The following is a 17,536-nucleotide window of genomic DNA, read 5'->3' on the forward strand; positions in this document are numbered from 1 at the left end:
GGCTCGGACCATGATCAGCGGCCATCTCGACCGGCTCCGCAGCGCCTTCGATTCCATCCGCAGCCGGCTTTGGCTGATCCCCGCCCTGATGAGCGCCGCCGCCGCCGTGCTCGCCCGGGCGATCACGCAGCTCGACGACCTCACGCTGTTCGCCGACCTGGAGGCCTGGTGGTATTTCGGCGGCGACGCCCAGACCGCCCGCGGCCTCCTCTCCACGCTTCTCTCCGGCATGATGACCATGGCGTCCCTGGTGATCTCGATCACCATGGTGGTGCTGTCGCTCGCCGCCAACCAGCTGGGCCCGCGGCTGATCTGGAACTTCATCCGCGACCGCCAGATCCAGGCGGTCATCGGGCTCTTCTTCGGCACGATCGTCTATCTCTTGGTGGTGCTGCGCAGCGTCCATGCGGAGAGCGTCCCGGCGGTGGCCGTCACGGTGGCGACCGCGCTCGTCGGCCTCTGCCTTTTTGCGCTCCTCTTCCACGTGCACAAAGTGGCCCGGTCCATCGTGGCCGACACGGTGATCAACGAGGTCGCCGTGGACCTGATCGCGGCCGTCGACGCCATGCCGCGCGCCAAGGACGGCGAGGGCGCCGCGCCGCCCGCGCTCGCCAACCATGCGGTCCGGAGCGCCCTGTCGCTGGGGCGGAGCGGCTATGTGCAGGTGATCGAGTACGAGCGGCTGCTGCGCCAGGCCGCCAAGAGCAGCCTGATCCTGGAGATCGACGTCAGGGCCGGCCATTTCGTGCTCTCGTCGGCGACCGTGGTCCGAGTCCGCAGCGACCAGCCGGTTTCGGACGAGGCGGAAGCCGCGATCCGGTCCGCCTTCCTCATCGGGTCCCAGCGCACCGCCACCCAGGACGTGGAATACGCGATCCGCCAGCTGGTGGAGATCGCCGTCCGCGCGCTGTCGCCCGGCATCAACGACCCGTTCACCGCCACCACCGCGCTTCACCGGCTGGAGGAGGCCGTGGAGCGCATCATGGCGGGCGATCCGCCGGATCGCACCCTTCTCAGGGACGACGCCGGAGAGGTCCGCATCCTCGCCAATGCGCCGACCCTCGAGGGACTGGTGGACGCGGCCTTCAACCAGATCCGTCAGGCCTCGAGCACGGACGGCAACGCGGCGGTTCTGATCGCGCTCGCGGACGGCCTCGGCCAGCTGATCGGCATCGCCCGCACAGAGGCGCACGACCGCGTCCTCCTCAAGCACCTCCACATGGTCCGGCGTGCGGCCGACCGGGTGATCCAGGAGCCCAACGACCGGGCCGACTTCGAGGCGTCCTATGAAAGCGCGCTCTCGCTGCGAACGCGCTGAAACGCCCGGCCGCCTCAGCGACCCGCGCGGATGTGGGAGAAGCGGCCGGTCCGGGCACCCTGGCTCCGATCGCCGTTGGCGCCGACGAACGGGCCGCCGATGTCCGGCCGGGACGGCGCCGTCCGGCGCGGGTCCTTCGACAGGCTGGCCGGGTCCACCCGATCGCGCATGGAGAGCTGGCGCTTCAGGCGGGCGATCTCCCGTTCCAGCTTCACCACCCGGTCGAGGCCGTTCGGCGTCACGCCGTCCAGGCGCTTCTTCCACCGGTAGAAGGTGCGCTCCGAGATGTGCGCCGTGGCGCAGATCGACTCCACCGGAATGCCGCGCCGCGCCTCGTCGAGCAGCGTCAGGATCTCGTCTTCGGAATGCCGGGATTTCTTCACGTCAGGGCCCCTCTGGATCGTTGTCCGCCGAACTTGCCAAATCCCGCCCATGCACGAAGCAAGCGGCGTGCCTGCCCCCACACTGGGCCATGGAAACCGCCCGCCGGCCGATTTCGGCTCGGCCGAAGCAGGGCGCGTGCCGGCTATTATGGCAGAACTGACGCTTCGGCGCATGGGTGCCTCAAAGTTGAGCAGATGCATGCCGCTTTGATCGACATTTGGATTTGAACCAAGGGCTCCAAAGAGAAAACATCTGGCAGGTCGCAGAAGGAGTTCGGCAATGACCAACTTTACGCGTCGTTCAATCATCAAGGCTGCCGGTGTCGCAGGTGCAGGTCTCGTACTTCCGCTGTCGGCGCCAAATATCATCCGGTCGGCGCGGGCCGCCGATACCGTCAAGCTCGGCTGCCTTTTCTCGTCTTCCGGCACCATGGCCAATATCGAGGGGCGTCTCAACTTTGTCGTGAAGATGGCTGCCGACGAAATCAATGCGGCCGGCGGCGTCAACGGCAAGATGATCGACGTGCTGACCTCCGACCCGGCGTCCGACTGGCCGCTCTATGCGCAGATCGGCAAGCAGATGCTGCAGCAGGAGGGCGTCGCCGCCCTGTTCGGCTGCTGGACGTCGGTGTCGCGCAAGTCCGTGCTGCCGGTCGTGGAGCAGAGCAACGGCCTTCTCTTCTACCCGCTGCACTTCGAGGGCGACGAGAACTCCAAGAACGTCGTCTACGTCAACTCGCCGCCGGCCTCCTCGGTGCTGCCCGCCGTCGACTACCTGATGAGCGACGAGGGCGTCAGCGCCAAGCGCTTCTTCATGCTGGGCTCCGACTATGTGTGGCCGCGCACGATCAACAAGCAGCTGAAGGGCTATTTCGCCAGCAAGGGCATCGCCGAGACCGCCTGGAAGGAGGAGTATGTCCCGCTTGGCTTCTCCAACTTCCAGACCCTCGTCAACCAGATCCGCGCCTTCGCGGACGAGGAGGGCGGCCAGCCGGTGGTGATCCTCACCTGCGTCGGCTCGTCCATCCCGGACTTCTTCCGCGAGTTCATCAACCAGGGCATCAAGGCGACGGACGTCCCCGTGCTCGGCCTCGACGTTGTGGAAGCGGACCTGGAAGGTCTCGACACCGCCCCGCTCGTCGGCCACCTCAACTGCTGGGCCTACCTGCAGGCGGCCGAAGGTCCGGCGAACGAGAAGTTCCTCGCCGACTGGAAGGGCTATGTGGAGAAGAACGCCGTCCCCTACCGGGCGGACGTGTCGATCGACCCCATGGTGTCGGCCTACGACTCGGTCCACCTCTGGGCGATGGCCGCCGCCAAGGCCGGCTCGTTCGACGTGCCGGAGGTGACGAAGGCGTTCGACGGGCTCAGCTTCGACTGCCCGTCGGGCTACAAGATCGCCATGACGGCGGAAAACAACTACGTGTCGCGCGGCGTCTTCATCGGCTCCGTCAACGAGGCCCAGGGCTTCGACATCCTCTGGCAGTCGGAGGACACGCCGAAGCCCGTGCCGTTCAGCCCCTTCGGCTGACACGGCCCGTTCAGCCCCTTCGGCTGACACGGCCCGTTCAGCCCGTTCGGCTGACAAGGTCTAAAGGGGAGGGCGCCAGCCTCGGCGCCCTCCGTCCGCCCTCCGGATCGCCTGGGTCATGTTGCGAATTGCCGCCGTCCTCATCGGCCTGATCTTTGCCACCGCCGCCGGGGCGGCGCCCCTGGAGCGCGACCCGACGCTCCGCGGTCTCTGCGGAAACGCCGCCGCGTCCGGCGAGGCCGCCGACCGTCTGCTTTCCGCTACGCCGACCCTCTCGCCGGACGACCTCGCGTTCGCCGACGCGGCCATCGGCGGTCTCCTCTCCAAGAAGCTCGTCTGCCCCGCCGCGCCCACTGACCCGGTGGCCCTCAAGGCCGATACTGGCGCCGTGGACCTTGCGACCGGCGCGCCGCTCGCCGCCCTGCCGAAGGGCAAGGCCCCGGTGGTGAGCCTCAAGAACCGGGCGAAGTTCGAGCGCCTCGCCGCCGCCCTGGCGCTCCTCGCCGCGCCGAACGCGGCCGCCCGTGCCGCCGCGCTCGAGGTCCTGGCGAAATCCGCCGCCGACGTGCCGGCCGACCTCTTCGCCGCCGCGGCCGGCCGCGAGCCCGATCCGGCGCTTGCCGCCCGGATTTCGTCGGTCGCCGACCTCGCCAGCCTCTACGGCACCGACATCGACAAGCGGGTCGCCGCCGTCGCCCGGCTCGCCGAAGGGGAGAACCGCCGCGTGCTGACCGAGATCGAGGCGCTGCGGGCCGACCCGGCCTACGCGTCCGAGCCGGCGTTCGCCGCCGCGGTCGACGCCGCCGCCGCCAAGGTGTCCGGCGCCATCGCCATCGGCAACGCCGCCGCCACCCTCTACAACGGTCTCAGCTTCGCCAGCATCCTCTTCATGGCGTCGATCGGCCTTGCCATCATCTTCGGGCTGATGGGCGTCATCAACCTCGCCCAGGGCGAGTTCATCATGATCGGCGCCTACGTGACCTACGTGGTCCAGGAGGGGCTGCGCGCGCTCCTGCCGGGTCTTCTCGACTGGTATCTGGTGATCGCCATCCCGTTCGCCTTCCTGGTCACCGCGCTCATCGGCATCGCCCTCGAGGCGAGCCTGATCCGCCACCTCTATCGGCGGCCGCTGATGAGCCTCCTCGCCACCTGGGCGGTCAGCCTCTTCCTCATCAACCTCGTGCGCGTCGGCTTCGGCACGCAGAACCTGCAGATGGAAACGCCCTTCTACATCACAGGCGGCATCGCCATCGTGGGCGACTTCATCATGACCTGGAACCGCCTGTTCGCCATCGGCTTCGCCGCGCTCACGCTCGCCGGCACCTGGTTCCTGATCCGGCGCAGCGGAATCGGCCTCGACATCCGCGCCGTCACCCAGAACCGCGACATGGCCGGCTGCATCGGCATCCCCACCCGCCGGGTCGACATGCTGGCCTTCGGCTTCGGGTCGGGGCTCGCCGGGCTCGCGGGCCTGGCGCTGTCGCCGATCTACAACGTCAACCCGCAGATGGGCACCAACTTCATCATCGACAGCTTCATGGTCGTCGTCCTCGGCGGCGTCGGGTCCATCGCCGGCACGGTGATCGCCGCCCTCGGGATCGGCCAGATCAACGTCCTGATCGAACCGATCTGGGGCGCGGTGGCCGCCAAGGTCATCGTCCTCGCCCTCATCATCGCCTTCCTGCAATGGCGCCCGGAAGGCTTCTTCACGGTGGCGGGCCGGCGCAAATGATCCGCTCCCTCCTCGGCTCCTCCGGCGGCACCGGCTTTTCGCTCACCCTGGCGGCGCTCGCCGTCACCGCGGCCCTCCTGGTCGCCACCCTCGCCGGCGTCGGCCCCTCGGGCTTCCTGGTGAACATCATCGGCCAGCTCGCCGCCTTCGCGCTCCTGGCTCTCGCGCTCGATCTCATCTGGGGCTACCTCGGCATCCTCAGCCTTGGCCACGGCCTCTTCTTCGCCATCGGCGGCTACGTCATGGCCATGCATCTCCTGATGCACAGCTTCGAGACCACCGGCACCGTGCCGGACTTCATGCAGTTCATGGGCTGGAAGGAATTCCCCGCCTACTGGGCCGGCCTCGGCGTCTTCCCGTACGCGCTCGCCGTCGCGCTCGTCCTTGCCGGCGTGGTGGCCCTTGTCACCGGCTGGGTGTCGTTCCGGTCGAGAGTCGGCGGCGTCTACTTCGCCATCATCACCCAGGCGCTCGTCTACGCCGCCATGCTCCTCATGTTCCGCAACGACACCGGCTTCGGCGGCAACAACGGCATGACCGGCTTCTCGGTGATCTTCGGCCTGCGCATGGGCACCGAGACCGCGAGCGCCGTGCTGGCGCTCGCCTCCGTCGTCGTGCTGGCGCTCGGCCTTGTCGCCACCCGCGCCCTCGTCTCCGGCCGCCTCGGCCGGCTGATGCTGGCGACCCGGGACGACGAGGTCCGGCTCCGCTCGCTCGGCTACGACACCATCGTGCTGAAGACCGGCGTCTGGGTGGTCTCGGCCCTCCTCGCGGCGATCGCCGGCATGCTCTACGTGCCCCAGGTCGGCATCGTGAACCCGCGCATCCTCTCCCCGGAGCTCTCCCTGGAGATCGCCGTCTGGGTGGCCATCGGCGGTCGCGGCCACCTGGTCGGCGCGGTGATCGGCGCCGTGCTCGTCAACGCGCTGAAGTTCTGGCTCTCCTTCGCGGCGCCGGACGTCTGGCCCTTCATCCTCTCGGCGCTGATAGTCCTCGTCGTCCTCGTCTTTCCGAACGGCCTCCTCGACCTTTCCCGCGGCTTCGGCGCCCTCAAGGCCCGCATGCGGCGGGAGGGGGTGGCGAGCCTCGATCCACGGAGGGCCGGCCCGTGAGCGCCCTCCTCATCGACGACATCAGCGTGGAGTTCGGCCGCTTCCGGGCCATCGACCGCCTGTCGCTCGCCATCGACTACGGCGAGATCCGCGGCGTCATCGGCCCCAACGGCGCCGGCAAGACCACCGTGCTCGACGTCGTCTCCGGCATCACCCGCCCGAAGGCCGGCCGCGTCGTCCTCGACGGCGGCCTGGAGATCACCCGGGCGAGCGAGACGCTGATCGCCCGCAGCGGCGTCCGCCGCAAGTTCCAGAAGCCGAGCGTGTTCGATGCCCTGACGGCGGCCGAGAATGTCGCCGTCGGTGTGGAAGGCCGCCTCCGCCGCACCGCCCCGGCCGCCGAGGTGCGCCGGCGGGCGCTCGATCTCCTCGACGCGGTCGGGCTTGCCGACGAGGCGGACCGTCAGGCGGGCGAATTCTCCCACGGCCAGAAGCAGTGGCTCGAAATCGCCATGGTGCTCGGCGGCGACCCCAAGGTGCTCCTCCTCGACGAGCCGGTCGCCGGCCTCTCCGACGAGGAGACCGAGAAGACCGCCGCCCTGGTGCGCTCCCTGAAGCGCCCCGACCGGGCGATCGTGGTGGTCGAGCACGACATGGGATTCGTGGAGACCATCGCCGACCGGGTCACCGTGCTGCACGAGGGCCGCACGCTCTTTGAGGGCTCCATGGCCGGCGCGCGGGCGGATGCCCGGGTGATCGAAGTCTATCTCGGACGGTGAACGATGCAGCTCGACGTGGACGGCCTCGATCAGCACTATGGCAGCGCCCAGGTCCTCCGGTCCGTGGGCTTCTCCGTCCCCTCTGGCGGCTGCGTGGCCGTGCTCGGCCGCAACGGCGCCGGCAAGACGACCCTTCTGAAGTGCCTGACGGGCGTGCTTGCGCCGACCCGGGGCAGCATCCGCCTTGCCGGCGAGGACGTGGTGGACCTGCCGTCGCACGTCCGGTCCCGCCGCGGCATGGCCTACGTGCCCCAGGGCCGCGAGATCTTCGGCGACCTTTCCGTCGGCGAGAACATCCTCGCCGCGGCCCGCGCCCACGGCACCAAGGCCTCCGGGGCGGTGGAGGAGGCGCTCGACCTCTTCCCCATCCTGAAGGAGATGTGGAAGCGGCGCGGCGGGGCGCTCTCCGGCGGCCAGCAGCAGCAGCTCGCCTTCGCCCGGGCGCTCGTCACCCGCCCCAAGCTCCTCATCCTCGACGAGCCGACCGAGGGCATCCAGCCCTCCATCGTCAGCCTCATCGAGGACGTCATCGCCGGCCTCCGGGGCCGCATCTCCATCCTGCTCGTGGAGCAGTACCTGGACTTCGCGATCAGTCTCGCCGACCGGGTGGTCGTCATGTCACGGGGTACCGTGGTGGAGACGGCCGACCGTGGGGCGATCGACCGGGACGCCCTGTCCCGGCACATCGCCGTCTGACCTTTCCCATCCGAATGCTGGAGTTGAGCAATGCCGCGGCATCATGAGATCCCCGCCACGACCGAAAACATGGTCTGGGGCTATCTCGACAGCACCACCAAGCCGGTCCTGCGGGTCGCATCCGGCGACACCGTGACCCTTCATTCCTTTCCGGCCGGCGGCCCCGAGAGCCTGCCGCCCGATGCCTCGATCGTGCCGGCCGACTACCGGACCGCGCTCGACACCATGAGCCAGGGCCCGGGCCCGCACTTCATCACCGGACCGGTCCACGTGGAGGGCGCCATGCCGGGCGACGTGCTCCAGATCGACATCCTGGAGGTGAAGACGCGGATGGACTGGGGCTTCGTCGCCATCCTGCCGCTGCTCGGCACCTTGCCGGACGAGTTCACCGACTACGAGACCATCCACCCCACCATCGACGCGGAGCGCGGCGTCTGCACCATGCCGTGGGGCACCGAGATCCCGCTCGATCCCTTCTTCGGCATCATCTCCGTGGCGCCGCCGCCGGCCTGGGGCCGCTGCGGCTCGCCGGTTCCGCGCAGCTTCGGCGGCAACATGGACAACAAGGAGCTGAAGCCCGGGACCACGCTCTACCTGCCCGTCTACAACGAAGGCGCGCTCTTCTACGCGGGCGACGGCCACGGGGTCCAGGGCGACGGCGAGGTCTGCATCACGGCGCTGGAGACCGGCGTCACCGGCACCTTCCGCCTGACGGTGCGCAAGGACCTCGGCTTCACCTGGCCCTTCGCCGAGACCGAGGACCACCTGATGTCGATCGGCCTCGACGAGGACCTGGACGACGCGGTCAAGCAGGCGGTCCGCGAAATGGTGGCGCACGTCTGCTCGCGCACCAACCTCACACGCAACCAGGCCTACATGCTCTGCTCGCTCGCCGGGAACCTCAGGGTCACCCAGATGGTGGACGGCAACAAGGGCATCCACATGCTGCTGGCGAAATCGCTGCTCTGACCCATTGCCCCGCCGTCCGCGCAGACCTGGAACCACGCCGTCCCGCAAGGGGCGGCGTGGTTCTTCGTCTCTGCACGCCGGCCATTCCGGCCGGCGTCAGGTCGGTGAGCCTTGCGGGCGCCAGCACCCGATCCACCGCATAGCGGCCATCCCGGAACGGACGGGAGCCATCCGGGCCACCCGCCGTTGACGGGAGGCGCCCGGGAGGGCGACCGGCAGCGCTCGGCCCCCTTCATCTGCGCTACCCCTTGCGGGGTCACTTCGGACCCTCCATATACCATCCAGACGGATGGCGAACGGATGGTTTGGCGCATGACCCCCATGAAGAAGACTGAGGACTCGGAGAAGATCACGATCAACCTCGGCTACGTCGACCTTGGCCGGATCGACCTCATGGTGCGGGACGGCTTCTACTCCAACCGGTCCGACTTCATCCGCACCGCCATCCGCAACCAGCTGACCGCCCACGCGGACGTGCTGGCCCGGTCCATCGAGCGGAGCACGTTCGAGCTTGGCCTTCGCGACATCACCCGTGCCGAACTGGAAGCCGCGCGGGCGGGCGGCGAGAAGCTGACCCTCCACGTGGTTGGCCTCGCCCGCATCGCCCCCGACGTGACGGCCGATCTCGCCCTGGCGGCGATCGGCTCCCTGACTGTTCTCGGCGCCCTCCAGGCGCCGTCCGAAATCCGGGCAGCCCTGGCGGATCGCATCCGCTGACGCCGTCCCAACCAGGATCAAATCCCATGACACAGTTGTTCGCAGCCGCCATGCAGCGTGCCGCATCGCTCACCCGCGCCGGCAACCTCGCCGAGGCGACCCGCGCCATCCAGGCCGCCCTCGGCGGCCACGGCACTCCGGCCGGTGAACCGTCCGCTGACGCCGCGGCCCACCCGTCGGTGGCGGCCCCGGACGTCCTCGACCTCACCGCCACCGAGGTGAACCGCCCCGCCGCCGCAAGATCCGTCACCACAAACCCCGCCGCTTCGAGTTCCCCCGCCGCGAACCCCGCCGCTGCCAAGCCCGCCGCCTTCGGCCGTGCCCGTCCGGCGTTGCGCCGCTCGCTCGCCGAAACGGTGCGCGGCCTTGCCGGCGCGAAGCGCCTGTTCGAAGGTCTGGCCGATGGCGTCCGCGGTCCGGCGGCGACGCCGGACGTGCCGCCCGGCGCGCAGTATCTTTCCCGCGAATTCACCTGCCCGGCGGGCGCGCGGCCCTACCGGGTCTACATCCCGGCCTCCGCCGGCGACCGGCCGGCCGGGCTCGTCCTCATGCTGCACGGCTGCAAGCAGAACCCGGACGATTTCGCCGTCGGCACCGGCATGAACGCCAAGGCCGAGGCCGAGCGCATGATCGTGGTCTATCCGGGCCAGCTGTCCGCCGCCAACCCGTCGTCCTGCTGGAACTGGTTCAGCCCGCGAGACCAGGTCCGCGGCGCCGGCGAGCCCGCCATCCTGGCGGCTCTCGCCCGGTCGGTGGCGGACGAGTTCGCCGTGCCGGCCGACAGCGTCTACGTGGCCGGCCTGTCGGCGGGCGGTGCCATGGCGGCCATCCTCGCCGAGGCCTACCCGGACGTGTTCGCCGCCGCCGGCATCCATTCGGGCCTGCCGGCCGGATCGGCGTCCGACGTCGCCTCCGCCTTCGCCGCCATGGGCGGCACCGGCCAGCCGAGGCCGGCGTCCAAGGGCAGCACCACGGCGCGGCTCATCGTCTTCCACGGCACCGCCGACCGCACCGTGCACCCTTCCAACGGCGAGGCCATCGTCGCCGCCCGCGCCATCGGCGCCGCGTCGGTCGACCGCGCCAAGGGCACCAGCGCCGCCGGGCGCGGCTTCACCCGCGTCGTCCACCGGGCCGCGGACGGCGTCGCCGCCGCGGAGCATTGGATCCTCGACGGCCTCGGCCACGCCTGGTCCGGCGGGGCGGCCGCCGGGTCCTACACCGATCCGGCCGGCCCGGACGCATCGGCGGAAATGATGCGCTTCTTCCGCGAGCCCGCCGCCGCCAACCGCGCCGGTTGAGCCATCCGGTGTTCGGCGGCGCCGGGCCATCGAGCCCGGTGCCGCCGACGCGCCCCGGCATCTCCTGCCGGAACAAAACCGGACGCCGGCCTTTTACCCCGGGGACCCCCACACCGGGAAAGGCCGTCATGTCCTCCATCCGACACCACAATCCACGATCGACAGCTTCGATCGCCGGGCACCCCATCCACGCGATGCTGGTGCCGTTTCCGATCGTCTGCTTCGTCCTCGCCCTCGTCACCGACATCGTCTACTGGCAGACCGGCCACCTGATGTGGGTGGAGTTCTCCGCCTGGCTGCTTCTGGCCGGCATGGTCACGGGCGTCGCCGCCGGCCTCTTCGGCGCGATCGACTTCGCCCGCCGCGAGGTGCGCGCGAAAGGCCCGGCCTGGCCGCACGCCATCGGTAACGTGATCGCGCTGGTGCTCGCCTTCTTCAACAACCTCGTCCACGCCGCCGACGGCTGGACCGCCGTGGTGCCGACCGGGCTGATCCTCTCGGCCCTCACCGTGCTGGTGCTCCTCGTCACCGCCTGGCTCGGTGCCTCGCTCGTCCACGTCCACGGTGTCGGAGTCCGCGACCATGACCTTTGATCTTTCGGCGCGCCGCGCCGCGCTCCTCGCCGCCACCGCCGTCCTCACCCTCGGGCTCGCCGCCTGCAACGAGGAGGGCGGGGACTTCGACGTCACCAGCCAGATCGGCCCCGACCCGGTGCTGCCGGAGCCCAATCCCGGCCTCCTCCCCGACATGAAGATCGCCGAGGTGGTCGGCTGGCCGGACGGCGCCACCCCGACCGTCCCGGACGGCCTCGTCGTCACCGCCTACGCGGCCGACCTCGCCCACCCGCGCACGGTGCACACCTTGCCGAACGGCGACGTGCTGGTCGTCCAGTCGCGCGGCCCCTCCGGCAAGCCGCTTCCGCGCCCGAAGGACGTGATCCGCGACTATGTGATGTCGTTCGCCCAGGGCGGCGGCGGGCCGCAGAAGGAGAGCAACCTCATCACGCTTCTCCGCGACCCTAATCGCGACGGCCAGGTCGACGAGCGGGTGGACCTCCTCACCGGCCTCCACTCGCCCTTCGGCGTCGCCTGGGCCGACGACACGCTCTACGTGGCCGCGGCGGACGCCATCCTGACCTATCCCTACCAGCTGGGTCAGACCGAGATCACCGCCGAACCGACGGTGCTGACGCCGCTCCCCGGCGGCCCGATCAACCACCACTGGACCAAGGACCTGGCGCTCAGCCCGGACGGCCGCTTCCTCTACGCCTCCGTCGGCTCCAACTCCAACGCCGCCGAACGCGGCCTGGAGGCGGAGAAGGGCCGCGCCGCCATCTGGCAGGTGGACCGGGAAACGGGCGCCGCGCGCGTCTTCGCCTCGGGCCTGCGCAACCCCAACGGCCTCACCATCCACCCGGAGACCGGCGTCCTCTGGACGGTCGTCAACGAGCGCGACGAGCTCGGCCCCAACCTCGTGCCGGACTACATGACCTCCGTCGTGGACGGTGGCTTCTACGGCTGGCCCTGGAGCTATTTCGGCGACCATGTGGACGAGCGGGTCCATCCGCCCCGGCCCGACATGGTGGCGGCGGCGATCAAGCCCGACTACGCCCTCTCCAGCCACGTGGCCGCCCTCGGCCTGGCCTTCTCCAACGGCTCGGCCATGCCGGAGCCCTACGCCAACGGCGCCTTCATCGGCGAGCACGGCAGCTGGAACCGCTCCGCCTTCAACGGCTACAAGGTGGTCTACGTGCCCTTCGAGAACGGCCGCCCGGCCGGCATGGCCCAGGACGTGGTCACCGGCTTCCTTGACGGCGACACGGCGCGCGGCCGCCCTGTCGGCGTCGCCATCGACGGCACCGGCGCGCTCCTTATCGCCGACGATGCCGGCAACACGGTCTGGCGCGTCGCCGCCGCCGACGGCACGGTGACGCCTGAGCCGATCGGCTCCGACCGCGTCGCCGCGACGCCCGCCACCGAACCGCCCGCCGGCGCCGCGCCCGCGACCGGCGCCACCACCCCGCCTGCGCCGGACAGCGCAGCCGCCCCGGACGGCGCGGCCCTCCCGCCGGCCGACGACGCCGGGCGGACGACGCCCGCCCAGACGGAGGTCGCCCCGGCGGTGCTGCCGCCGTCCCCGGCCGCGCCCGCCCCGCAGCCCTGACGCCAGACGCGCGGAGTCTCAATCACGCGGGACTTCGCGCGTCGTCCGGTCGGAGCCGCCCGTCGCTCCGCCAGGAGCGGGTCAACACCGACCGTCGCGCGGGCGCATCCGGCGGCGCACGGAGTATCCAGGCCGGCATCGGGCTGCCAGGATGGGGCGAACCGCCGGTCCCGCCTCCCTGATGGTCTCCGCCCGCCCGTGCCCGTCCTCCTTGCCGCCGCGCCCATCCTCCTCATCCTGATCACCATGACGGCGTTCCGCTGGACCGCCGCGTTCGCCGGCGGCGCCGCCCTTGCGGTCACGGTGCCGATCGCGCTCTTCGCCTTCGGCTATGGCGCGCCTGTAGCCGGGGAGGGCGGCCGGGCGGTGGCGCTCGCCGGCGCGTTCGCCGAGGCGGGGTTCGTCACCGCGACGGTCATCTGGATCATCTTCCCGGCCCTCTGCATCTACGAGGCGCAGGTGCGCGGCGGCGCCTTCGACACGCTTCGCGCCGCGCTCGCCCGCCTGTCGGACGATCCGCGCATCCTCGCCCTCCTGGTCGCCTGGTTCTTCGCCCTCTTCATGGAGGGGGTCGCCGGGTTCGGCACGCCGGTGGCGCTCGCCGCCCCGCTCCTCGTCACCCTCGGCTTCCAGCCGGTGGCGGCGGTGACGCTGGTGCTGATCGGCCACGCGGCCGGCGTGTCCTTCGGGGCGGTCGGAACCCCGGTGGTGCCGCTGGAGGCGGCCTCCGGACTCGATCCGGCCGCGATCGCCGCCGCCATGGGGCTGATGCACGGCCTCCTCGGCTGGATCCTGCTCGTCTTCGTGGTGCGGATCGCCGGCGCCGCCATGCCGGGCGCAAACCGGCGGCCGGTCATCGGCTGGGCGACGCTCGCGGCGGCCGCCTTCCTCGTCCCCTTCCTCGCCATCGCGTGGTTCGTCGGCCCCGAACTGCCGACCGTCGCGGCGGCGCTCCTCGGCGGCCTCGCCTTCGCCGCGGCTGTCCGCTGGCGGTCGAGGCCGTCGAAGACCGCCGCCAACGCCGCCCCGTCCGGCGCTTCCCCGGCCGACGGCCCGCCGGCCGGCGTTCTCGTCCGCGCCGCCGCGCCCTATCTGGTGCTGCTCGTCCTCGTGCTTGCCACCCGTCTCGTGCCGGACCTTCAGGCGCTCACCCGGAGCGTGACCCTTTCCTGGACGATCGCCGACACCTTCCGCGGCACGGTGCAGCCCCTCCACCACCCCGGCACCCTGCTGTTCGCCGGCTTCCTCCTCGGCGGCCTCCTGCAGGGCCGGGGTGCCGGCGACCTCGCCGGGGCCGCGCGCGCGGCGGCTCTCCGCCTGCCGCTCGTGGTGCTGGCGCTCTTTGCCATGCTGGGCATCGCCCGGCTGATGATGCACGCCGGCATGGTGGACGCCCTCTCCTCCGCCGCCGCCGCCCATCTCGGACCGGCGTGGCCGCTGCTCGCGCCGCTGATCGGCATCCTCGGCACCTTCGTCACCGGGTCGTCGACGGCCTCGAACATCCTCTTCGCCGACTTCCAGGCCGCCACCGCCGCCGCCCTCGGCCTGCCGGTGCTCTGGATCATCGCCGCCCAGGGTTTCGGCTCGGCGGTCGGCAACATCGTCTGCCCGCACAACATCATCGCCGGCGCGGCGACCGTCGGCCTGAAGGGCGGGGAAGGGGAGGTGCTGAAGCGCACGCTCGTGGCCTGCGCGCTCTACGCGCTCGCCGGCGGCGTCCTGACCTTCGTGATCGTCAGCCTTTGATTCGCAGAGGCGCGGCCGGTCAGAGCCGGCGGCGGGCCCGCCGGACGGCCATGTTGACCCCCACGCCGATGATGGCGGCGACGATCAGCACGAAGAGGATCAGCGCCCCGACCGCGCCGAAGAGGGCGCCGAGGGTGTCCCAGAAGCCGATCTGGGCGATCAGGATCACGATGAGGATGAAAAGAAGGATGGGCATCGGTCGGCTCCGGATGTGAAGGATGAGGGAGGGAGGGGGCGGCCCGCGTCAGCGGCGCCGGCCGCTGCGGACCGCGGATGTCAGCGCGCCGACGAGGCCGCCGGCGATGACCGCGGCCCCCACCGCGCCGGCGATCCGCACCATCGCGGCGTCGAACCGCCAGGGCGCCGGCTTCACCTCGTCGCCGAACGGGCCGTCGGCGCCGTGGTCGCCAGGCACCGGCTCGAACAGGTTGTCGCGCCGGTCGGCTTGCCGCCGGCTGTCGATCTGGCCGTCCCAGGCGACGCTGCCGAGATAGCGGTCGAGGAGGCCCGGCATCACCATCTCGCCGACGATCGCCTGCGCGGTCGACCCGCCGACCCAGATTTCGCGCGGCCCCGAGCGCGCGGCGTCATATACCGCGTCCGCCGCGTCCTCCGGCCGGAACACCGGCGCCACCGGCCGCGGCGCCGCGTCCATGTGGGTGCGCGCCCATTCGAACTGCGGCGTGTTCATCGCCGGCATGTGCACCATGGAGACGCGCACGGCGCTGCCGCCGTGGCTGAGCTCGCTCCGCACCCCCTCCACGAAGGCGCGGGTCGCCGCCTTGGCGGCGCAATAGGGCACCTGCAGCGGGATGGACCGGTAGGCGAGCGCCGATCCGATCGACACGATCGTGCCCCGGTTCACCGGCCGCATGTGGCGGAGCGCCGCCATCGTGCCGTGCACCTGCCCGAGATAGGTCACCTCGTGCACCCGACGGAACTCGGCCGGCGTCACGGTCTCCACCGGCCCGACAACGGTCGCCATGGCGCTGTTCACCCACACGTCGATCGCCCCGAAGGTCGCCCGCGCACGGTCCGCCGCGGCGAACACCGCCTCCGCGTCGGAGACGTCGGCCTGCAGCACCAGCGGCTCGCCGCCGAGCGCCCGCACATCGGCGGCCGCGCCCTCCAGCCCGTCCAAGCCGCGGGCGATCAGGCCCACCCGCCAGCCGCTCCTTGCGAAGCGGCGGGCGATGGCGCGGCCGAGACCGGCGGAGGCGCCGGTGACGACGACGGCGGGCGGCATGTCGGGCATGGGGAGCCGATCTTCGGTTCGAAGCAACACTGTCTTCGAAACGGCCGACGCGCCGGTCCTGTTCCGGCCCGGATCAGTCCGCGAAAAAGGCCGGGTGGGCGGCGGCGAGGCGGGGGAGGGAGATCAGGATTTCGGAGAGGTGCCGCCGCATGGCCGCCTCCGCCTGGTCGGGGGCGCCGGCGCGCACGCCCGCCAGGATCTCCGCGTGCTGCTCGATCAGCGCCTCCAGCGGCGTCGCGTCGGGCAGCGACAGGAAGCGGACGCGGTCCATCTGCGCCTTCAGCCCCTCCAGCACCCGCCAGGCGTCGTCGCAGTCGGCCGCGTGGGCGAGCGTCTGGTGGAAGGACTCGTCGAGGGCGAGAAAGCCGCCGTGGTCGCCGGCCGCCGCCATGGCGCGCTGCCGCTCGATCAGACCGTCGAGCCCGGCAAGGCTCGCCGGCGCCGCCTCGACTGCGGCCTTGCGGACGATCGCCACCTCGATCGCCTCGCGGATGAAGCGGGCGTTCGCCACCTCCCGGCGCGAGATCATCCGCACGAAGGTGCCCCGCTGCGGCCGGATCTCCACCAGCCCCACCTCGGCGAGCTTGATGAAGGCCTCCCGCACCGGCTGGCGCGACACGCCCAGTTGGCGCCCCACGTCGGCCTCCGACAGCGGATTCCCCGGGCTGAAGCGCAGCTGGATGATGGCCTCCCGCACCACCTCGAACACGCGCCCGCTGACGGTCGACCGCCGGGTCTGCGGGGGCGCGTCGTGGAGCGTGGAGAGTTGGAACGTGGTCGCCATGTTGACAGTCCTATACTACCATACTAGCGTATTGGGAAGCGGCGGGAGGAGTCAGCCGCACGGTCACGGGTCGCGTCAACCGCGTAATGACCCGTGGCGTCATCGCCTGGGGAGGAAAACCATGAAACACCGGATCGTCTCGTCCTTGGTCGCGCTCGGACTCGCCATGACGGCGTCGCCGGCGCTCGCCGCCGACTACACCCTCAGCATCAACACCGCGCTCACCACCACCGACCCGCTCTACAAGGGCCTGGAGTCCTTCCAGGCACAGGTCGCCGAGCGGTCGAACGGCGCGCTGGAGATCAAGCTCTTCCCGAACTCCCAGCTCGGTGCCGACGAGGACGTGCTGGAACAGGCCCGCGCCGGCGCCCCGGTGGCCGTGGTCGTCGACGGCGGCCGTCTCGCCGTCTTCCAGAAGGAGTTCGGCGTCCTCGGCGCGCCCTACCTGGCGTCCGGCTACGACGGCATGCGCAAGATCGTCACCTCGCCGGTGTTCGAGACCTGGGTGAAGGCGCTCCACGACAGCTCCGGCCATCAGGTCCTCTCCTTCAACTGGTGGCAGGGCGAGCGCCACCTGTGGACCAACACGCCCGTCGCCGGCCCGGCCGACCTCGCCGGCGTCCGCATGCGTACGCCCGGCGCGCCGGTCTGGGTGGAGACGGTCAGCGCCATGGGCGCCACGCCGACTCCCATGCCCTTCTCGGAAGTCTACTCCGGCCTGGAGCAGAAGGTCATCGACGCGGTGGAGGCTCAGCTTCCGGCCGGCCTCGGCGCCAAGCTCTCAGAGGTCACCAAGCACGTGACGAAGACCGGCCACATCAACCTCATCACCGGCGTCGTCACCAGCGGCCCGTGGTTCGACAGCCTGCCGGCCGAGCTGCAGACGATCCTCCGCGAAGAGGCCCTGAAGGCCGGCGACGTGGCGTCCTACGGCACCCGCGACGCCCTTCAGCAGATCGAGGCGGATCTGGTGGCCGCCGGCATGACCGTCACCACGCCGGACCTGGAGCCCTTCAAGTCCGCCACCGCCGGCGTCTACGACAAGCTCGGCTATGGCGACCTGCGCGACGAGCTGCAGGCGATCGCCAGCCAGTGAAGCCGGCGGCGGAGCCG

At 70.9% G+C, this 17,536-nt stretch carries 17 protein-coding genes; 13 read left to right on the top strand and 4 right to left on the bottom strand.

What is annotated here, in order from left to right:
* Positions 1-10 precede the first annotated feature (10 nt).
* The gene (locus BUQ68_RS06190; RefSeq protein ID WP_075215047.1) at positions 11-1,318 is read left to right on the top strand and encodes a DUF2254 domain-containing protein; all 1,308 of its coding nucleotides are present in this window, start codon (positions 11-13) and stop codon (positions 1,316-1,318) included.
* Between the two features lie 14 nt (positions 1,319-1,332).
* On the opposite strand, the gene BUQ68_RS23595 is transcribed toward BUQ68_RS06190, so the two are convergent.
* Positions 1,333-1,701 carry a transposase gene (locus tag BUQ68_RS23595; protein ID WP_075215048.1) on the bottom strand — a complete coding sequence of 123 codons (369 nt, stop codon included), beginning with the start codon at positions 1,699-1,701 and terminating at the stop codon, positions 1,333-1,335.
* Positions 1,702-1,981: 280 nt separating this feature from the next.
* Between BUQ68_RS23595 and BUQ68_RS06200 the strand changes: the two genes are divergently transcribed.
* From BUQ68_RS06200 to BUQ68_RS06250, 11 genes are all read left to right on the top strand, one after another.
* Positions 1,982-3,232, top strand: coding sequence for a transporter substrate-binding protein (locus BUQ68_RS06200; protein WP_075215049.1), 1,251 nt, complete (start codon positions 1,982-1,984; stop codon positions 3,230-3,232).
* Positions 3,233-3,350: 118 nt separating this feature from the next.
* A complete protein-coding gene (gene urtB / locus BUQ68_RS06205) occupies positions 3,351-4,964 on the top strand; it encodes an urea ABC transporter permease subunit UrtB (RefSeq protein WP_075215050.1) in 1,614 nt (537 codons plus the stop codon).
* Positions 4,961-6,076: an urea ABC transporter permease subunit UrtC gene (gene urtC, locus BUQ68_RS06210; protein WP_075215051.1), complete on the top strand. Its 1,116-nt coding sequence runs from the start codon at positions 4,961-4,963 to the stop codon at positions 6,074-6,076. Before urtB ends, urtC begins: the two co-directional genes overlap by 4 nt.
* Positions 6,073-6,795 (top strand): ABC transporter ATP-binding protein, encoded by a 723-nt coding sequence (locus BUQ68_RS06215; RefSeq protein WP_075215052.1) that lies wholly within the window; start codon positions 6,073-6,075, stop codon positions 6,793-6,795. Before urtC ends, BUQ68_RS06215 begins: the two co-directional genes overlap by 4 nt.
* A gap of 3 nt (positions 6,796-6,798) precedes the next feature.
* Positions 6,799-7,491, top strand: a complete 693-nt coding sequence (gene urtE / locus BUQ68_RS06220; protein WP_075215053.1) for an urea ABC transporter ATP-binding subunit UrtE — start codon at positions 6,799-6,801, stop codon at positions 7,489-7,491.
* Between the two features lie 30 nt (positions 7,492-7,521).
* A complete protein-coding gene (locus tag BUQ68_RS06225) occupies positions 7,522-8,460 on the top strand; it encodes an acetamidase/formamidase family protein (protein ID WP_075215054.1) in 939 nt (312 codons plus the stop codon).
* A gap of 312 nt (positions 8,461-8,772) precedes the next feature.
* On the top strand, positions 8,773-9,177 hold the full coding sequence (locus BUQ68_RS06230; protein ID WP_095407295.1) for a CopG family transcriptional regulator: 405 nt from the start codon (positions 8,773-8,775) through the stop codon (positions 9,175-9,177).
* 26 nt (positions 9,178-9,203) lie between these two features.
* Positions 9,204-10,475 carry an extracellular catalytic domain type 1 short-chain-length polyhydroxyalkanoate depolymerase gene (locus tag BUQ68_RS06235; RefSeq protein ID WP_075215055.1) on the top strand — a complete coding sequence of 424 codons (1,272 nt, stop codon included), beginning with the start codon at positions 9,204-9,206 and terminating at the stop codon, positions 10,473-10,475.
* A gap of 128 nt (positions 10,476-10,603) precedes the next feature.
* Entirely contained in the window at positions 10,604-11,068 is a 465-nt protein-coding gene (locus BUQ68_RS06240) for a DUF2231 domain-containing protein (protein ID WP_075215056.1), read from the top strand.
* Positions 11,058-12,638, top strand: coding sequence for a PQQ-dependent sugar dehydrogenase (locus BUQ68_RS06245; protein WP_075215057.1), 1,581 nt, complete (start codon positions 11,058-11,060; stop codon positions 12,636-12,638). Before BUQ68_RS06240 ends, BUQ68_RS06245 begins: the two co-directional genes overlap by 11 nt.
* 198 nt (positions 12,639-12,836) lie before the next feature.
* Positions 12,837-14,384, top strand: a complete 1,548-nt coding sequence (locus tag BUQ68_RS06250) for an L-lactate permease (RefSeq protein WP_075215058.1) — start codon at positions 12,837-12,839, stop codon at positions 14,382-14,384.
* Positions 14,385-14,403: 19 nt separating this feature from the next.
* Here the strand turns inward: BUQ68_RS06250 and BUQ68_RS23600 are convergent, their stop codons facing one another.
* From BUQ68_RS23600 to BUQ68_RS06260, 3 genes are all read right to left on the bottom strand, one after another.
* On the bottom strand, positions 14,404-14,580 hold the full coding sequence (locus BUQ68_RS23600) for a hypothetical protein (RefSeq protein WP_175577748.1): 177 nt from the start codon (positions 14,578-14,580) through the stop codon (positions 14,404-14,406).
* 48 nt (positions 14,581-14,628) lie between these two features.
* Positions 14,629-15,639: an SDR family oxidoreductase gene (locus BUQ68_RS06255; protein WP_075215059.1), complete on the bottom strand. Its 1,011-nt coding sequence runs from the start codon at positions 15,637-15,639 to the stop codon at positions 14,629-14,631.
* Between the two features lie 73 nt (positions 15,640-15,712).
* Positions 15,713-16,423 (bottom strand): GntR family transcriptional regulator, encoded by a 711-nt coding sequence (locus BUQ68_RS06260; protein ID WP_075215060.1) that lies wholly within the window; start codon positions 16,421-16,423, stop codon positions 15,713-15,715.
* 121 nt (positions 16,424-16,544) lie between these two features.
* Between BUQ68_RS06260 and BUQ68_RS06265 the strand changes: the two genes are divergently transcribed.
* The gene (locus tag BUQ68_RS06265) at positions 16,545-17,519 is read left to right on the top strand and encodes a C4-dicarboxylate TRAP transporter substrate-binding protein (protein ID WP_075215061.1); all 975 of its coding nucleotides are present in this window, start codon (positions 16,545-16,547) and stop codon (positions 17,517-17,519) included.
* The last annotated feature ends 17 nt before the right edge of the window (positions 17,520-17,536 follow it).

It is taken from the genome of Mongoliimonas terrestris, assembly GCF_001927285.1.
In the GTDB taxonomy this organism is placed as follows: domain Bacteria; phylum Pseudomonadota; class Alphaproteobacteria; order Rhizobiales; family Pleomorphomonadaceae; genus Chthonobacter; species Chthonobacter terrestris.

Bases quoted from the DNA above. Each gene is read 5' to 3' on its own strand.
- BUQ68_RS06265 (WP_075215061.1), top strand. From the start codon at position 16,545: ATGAAACACCGGATCGTCTCGTCCTTGGTCGCGCTCGGACTCGCCATG.
- BUQ68_RS06255 (WP_075215059.1), bottom strand. From the start codon at position 15,639: ATGCCCGACATGCCGCCCGCCGTCGTCGTCACCGGCGCCTCCGCCGGT.
- BUQ68_RS06260 (WP_075215060.1), bottom strand. From the start codon at position 16,423: ATGGCGACCACGTTCCAACTCTCCACGCTCCACGACGCGCCCCCGCAG.
- urtB (WP_075215050.1), top strand. From the start codon at position 3,351: ATGTTGCGAATTGCCGCCGTCCTCATCGGCCTGATCTTTGCCACCGCC.
- urtC (WP_075215051.1), top strand. From the start codon at position 4,961: ATGATCCGCTCCCTCCTCGGCTCCTCCGGCGGCACCGGCTTTTCGCTC.
- urtE (WP_075215053.1), top strand. From the start codon at position 6,799: ATGCAGCTCGACGTGGACGGCCTCGATCAGCACTATGGCAGCGCCCAG.
- BUQ68_RS06190 (WP_075215047.1), top strand. From the start codon at position 11: ATGATCAGCGGCCATCTCGACCGGCTCCGCAGCGCCTTCGATTCCATC.
- BUQ68_RS06225 (WP_075215054.1), top strand. From the start codon at position 7,522: ATGCCGCGGCATCATGAGATCCCCGCCACGACCGAAAACATGGTCTGG.
- BUQ68_RS06235 (WP_075215055.1), top strand. From the start codon at position 9,204: ATGACACAGTTGTTCGCAGCCGCCATGCAGCGTGCCGCATCGCTCACC.
- BUQ68_RS06230 (WP_095407295.1), top strand. From the start codon at position 8,773: ATGACCCCCATGAAGAAGACTGAGGACTCGGAGAAGATCACGATCAAC.
- BUQ68_RS23600 (WP_175577748.1), bottom strand. From the start codon at position 14,580: ATGCCCATCCTTCTTTTCATCCTCATCGTGATCCTGATCGCCCAGATC.
- BUQ68_RS06240 (WP_075215056.1), top strand. From the start codon at position 10,604: ATGTCCTCCATCCGACACCACAATCCACGATCGACAGCTTCGATCGCC.
- BUQ68_RS06200 (WP_075215049.1), top strand. From the start codon at position 1,982: ATGACCAACTTTACGCGTCGTTCAATCATCAAGGCTGCCGGTGTCGCA.
- BUQ68_RS06245 (WP_075215057.1), top strand. From the start codon at position 11,058: ATGACCTTTGATCTTTCGGCGCGCCGCGCCGCGCTCCTCGCCGCCACC.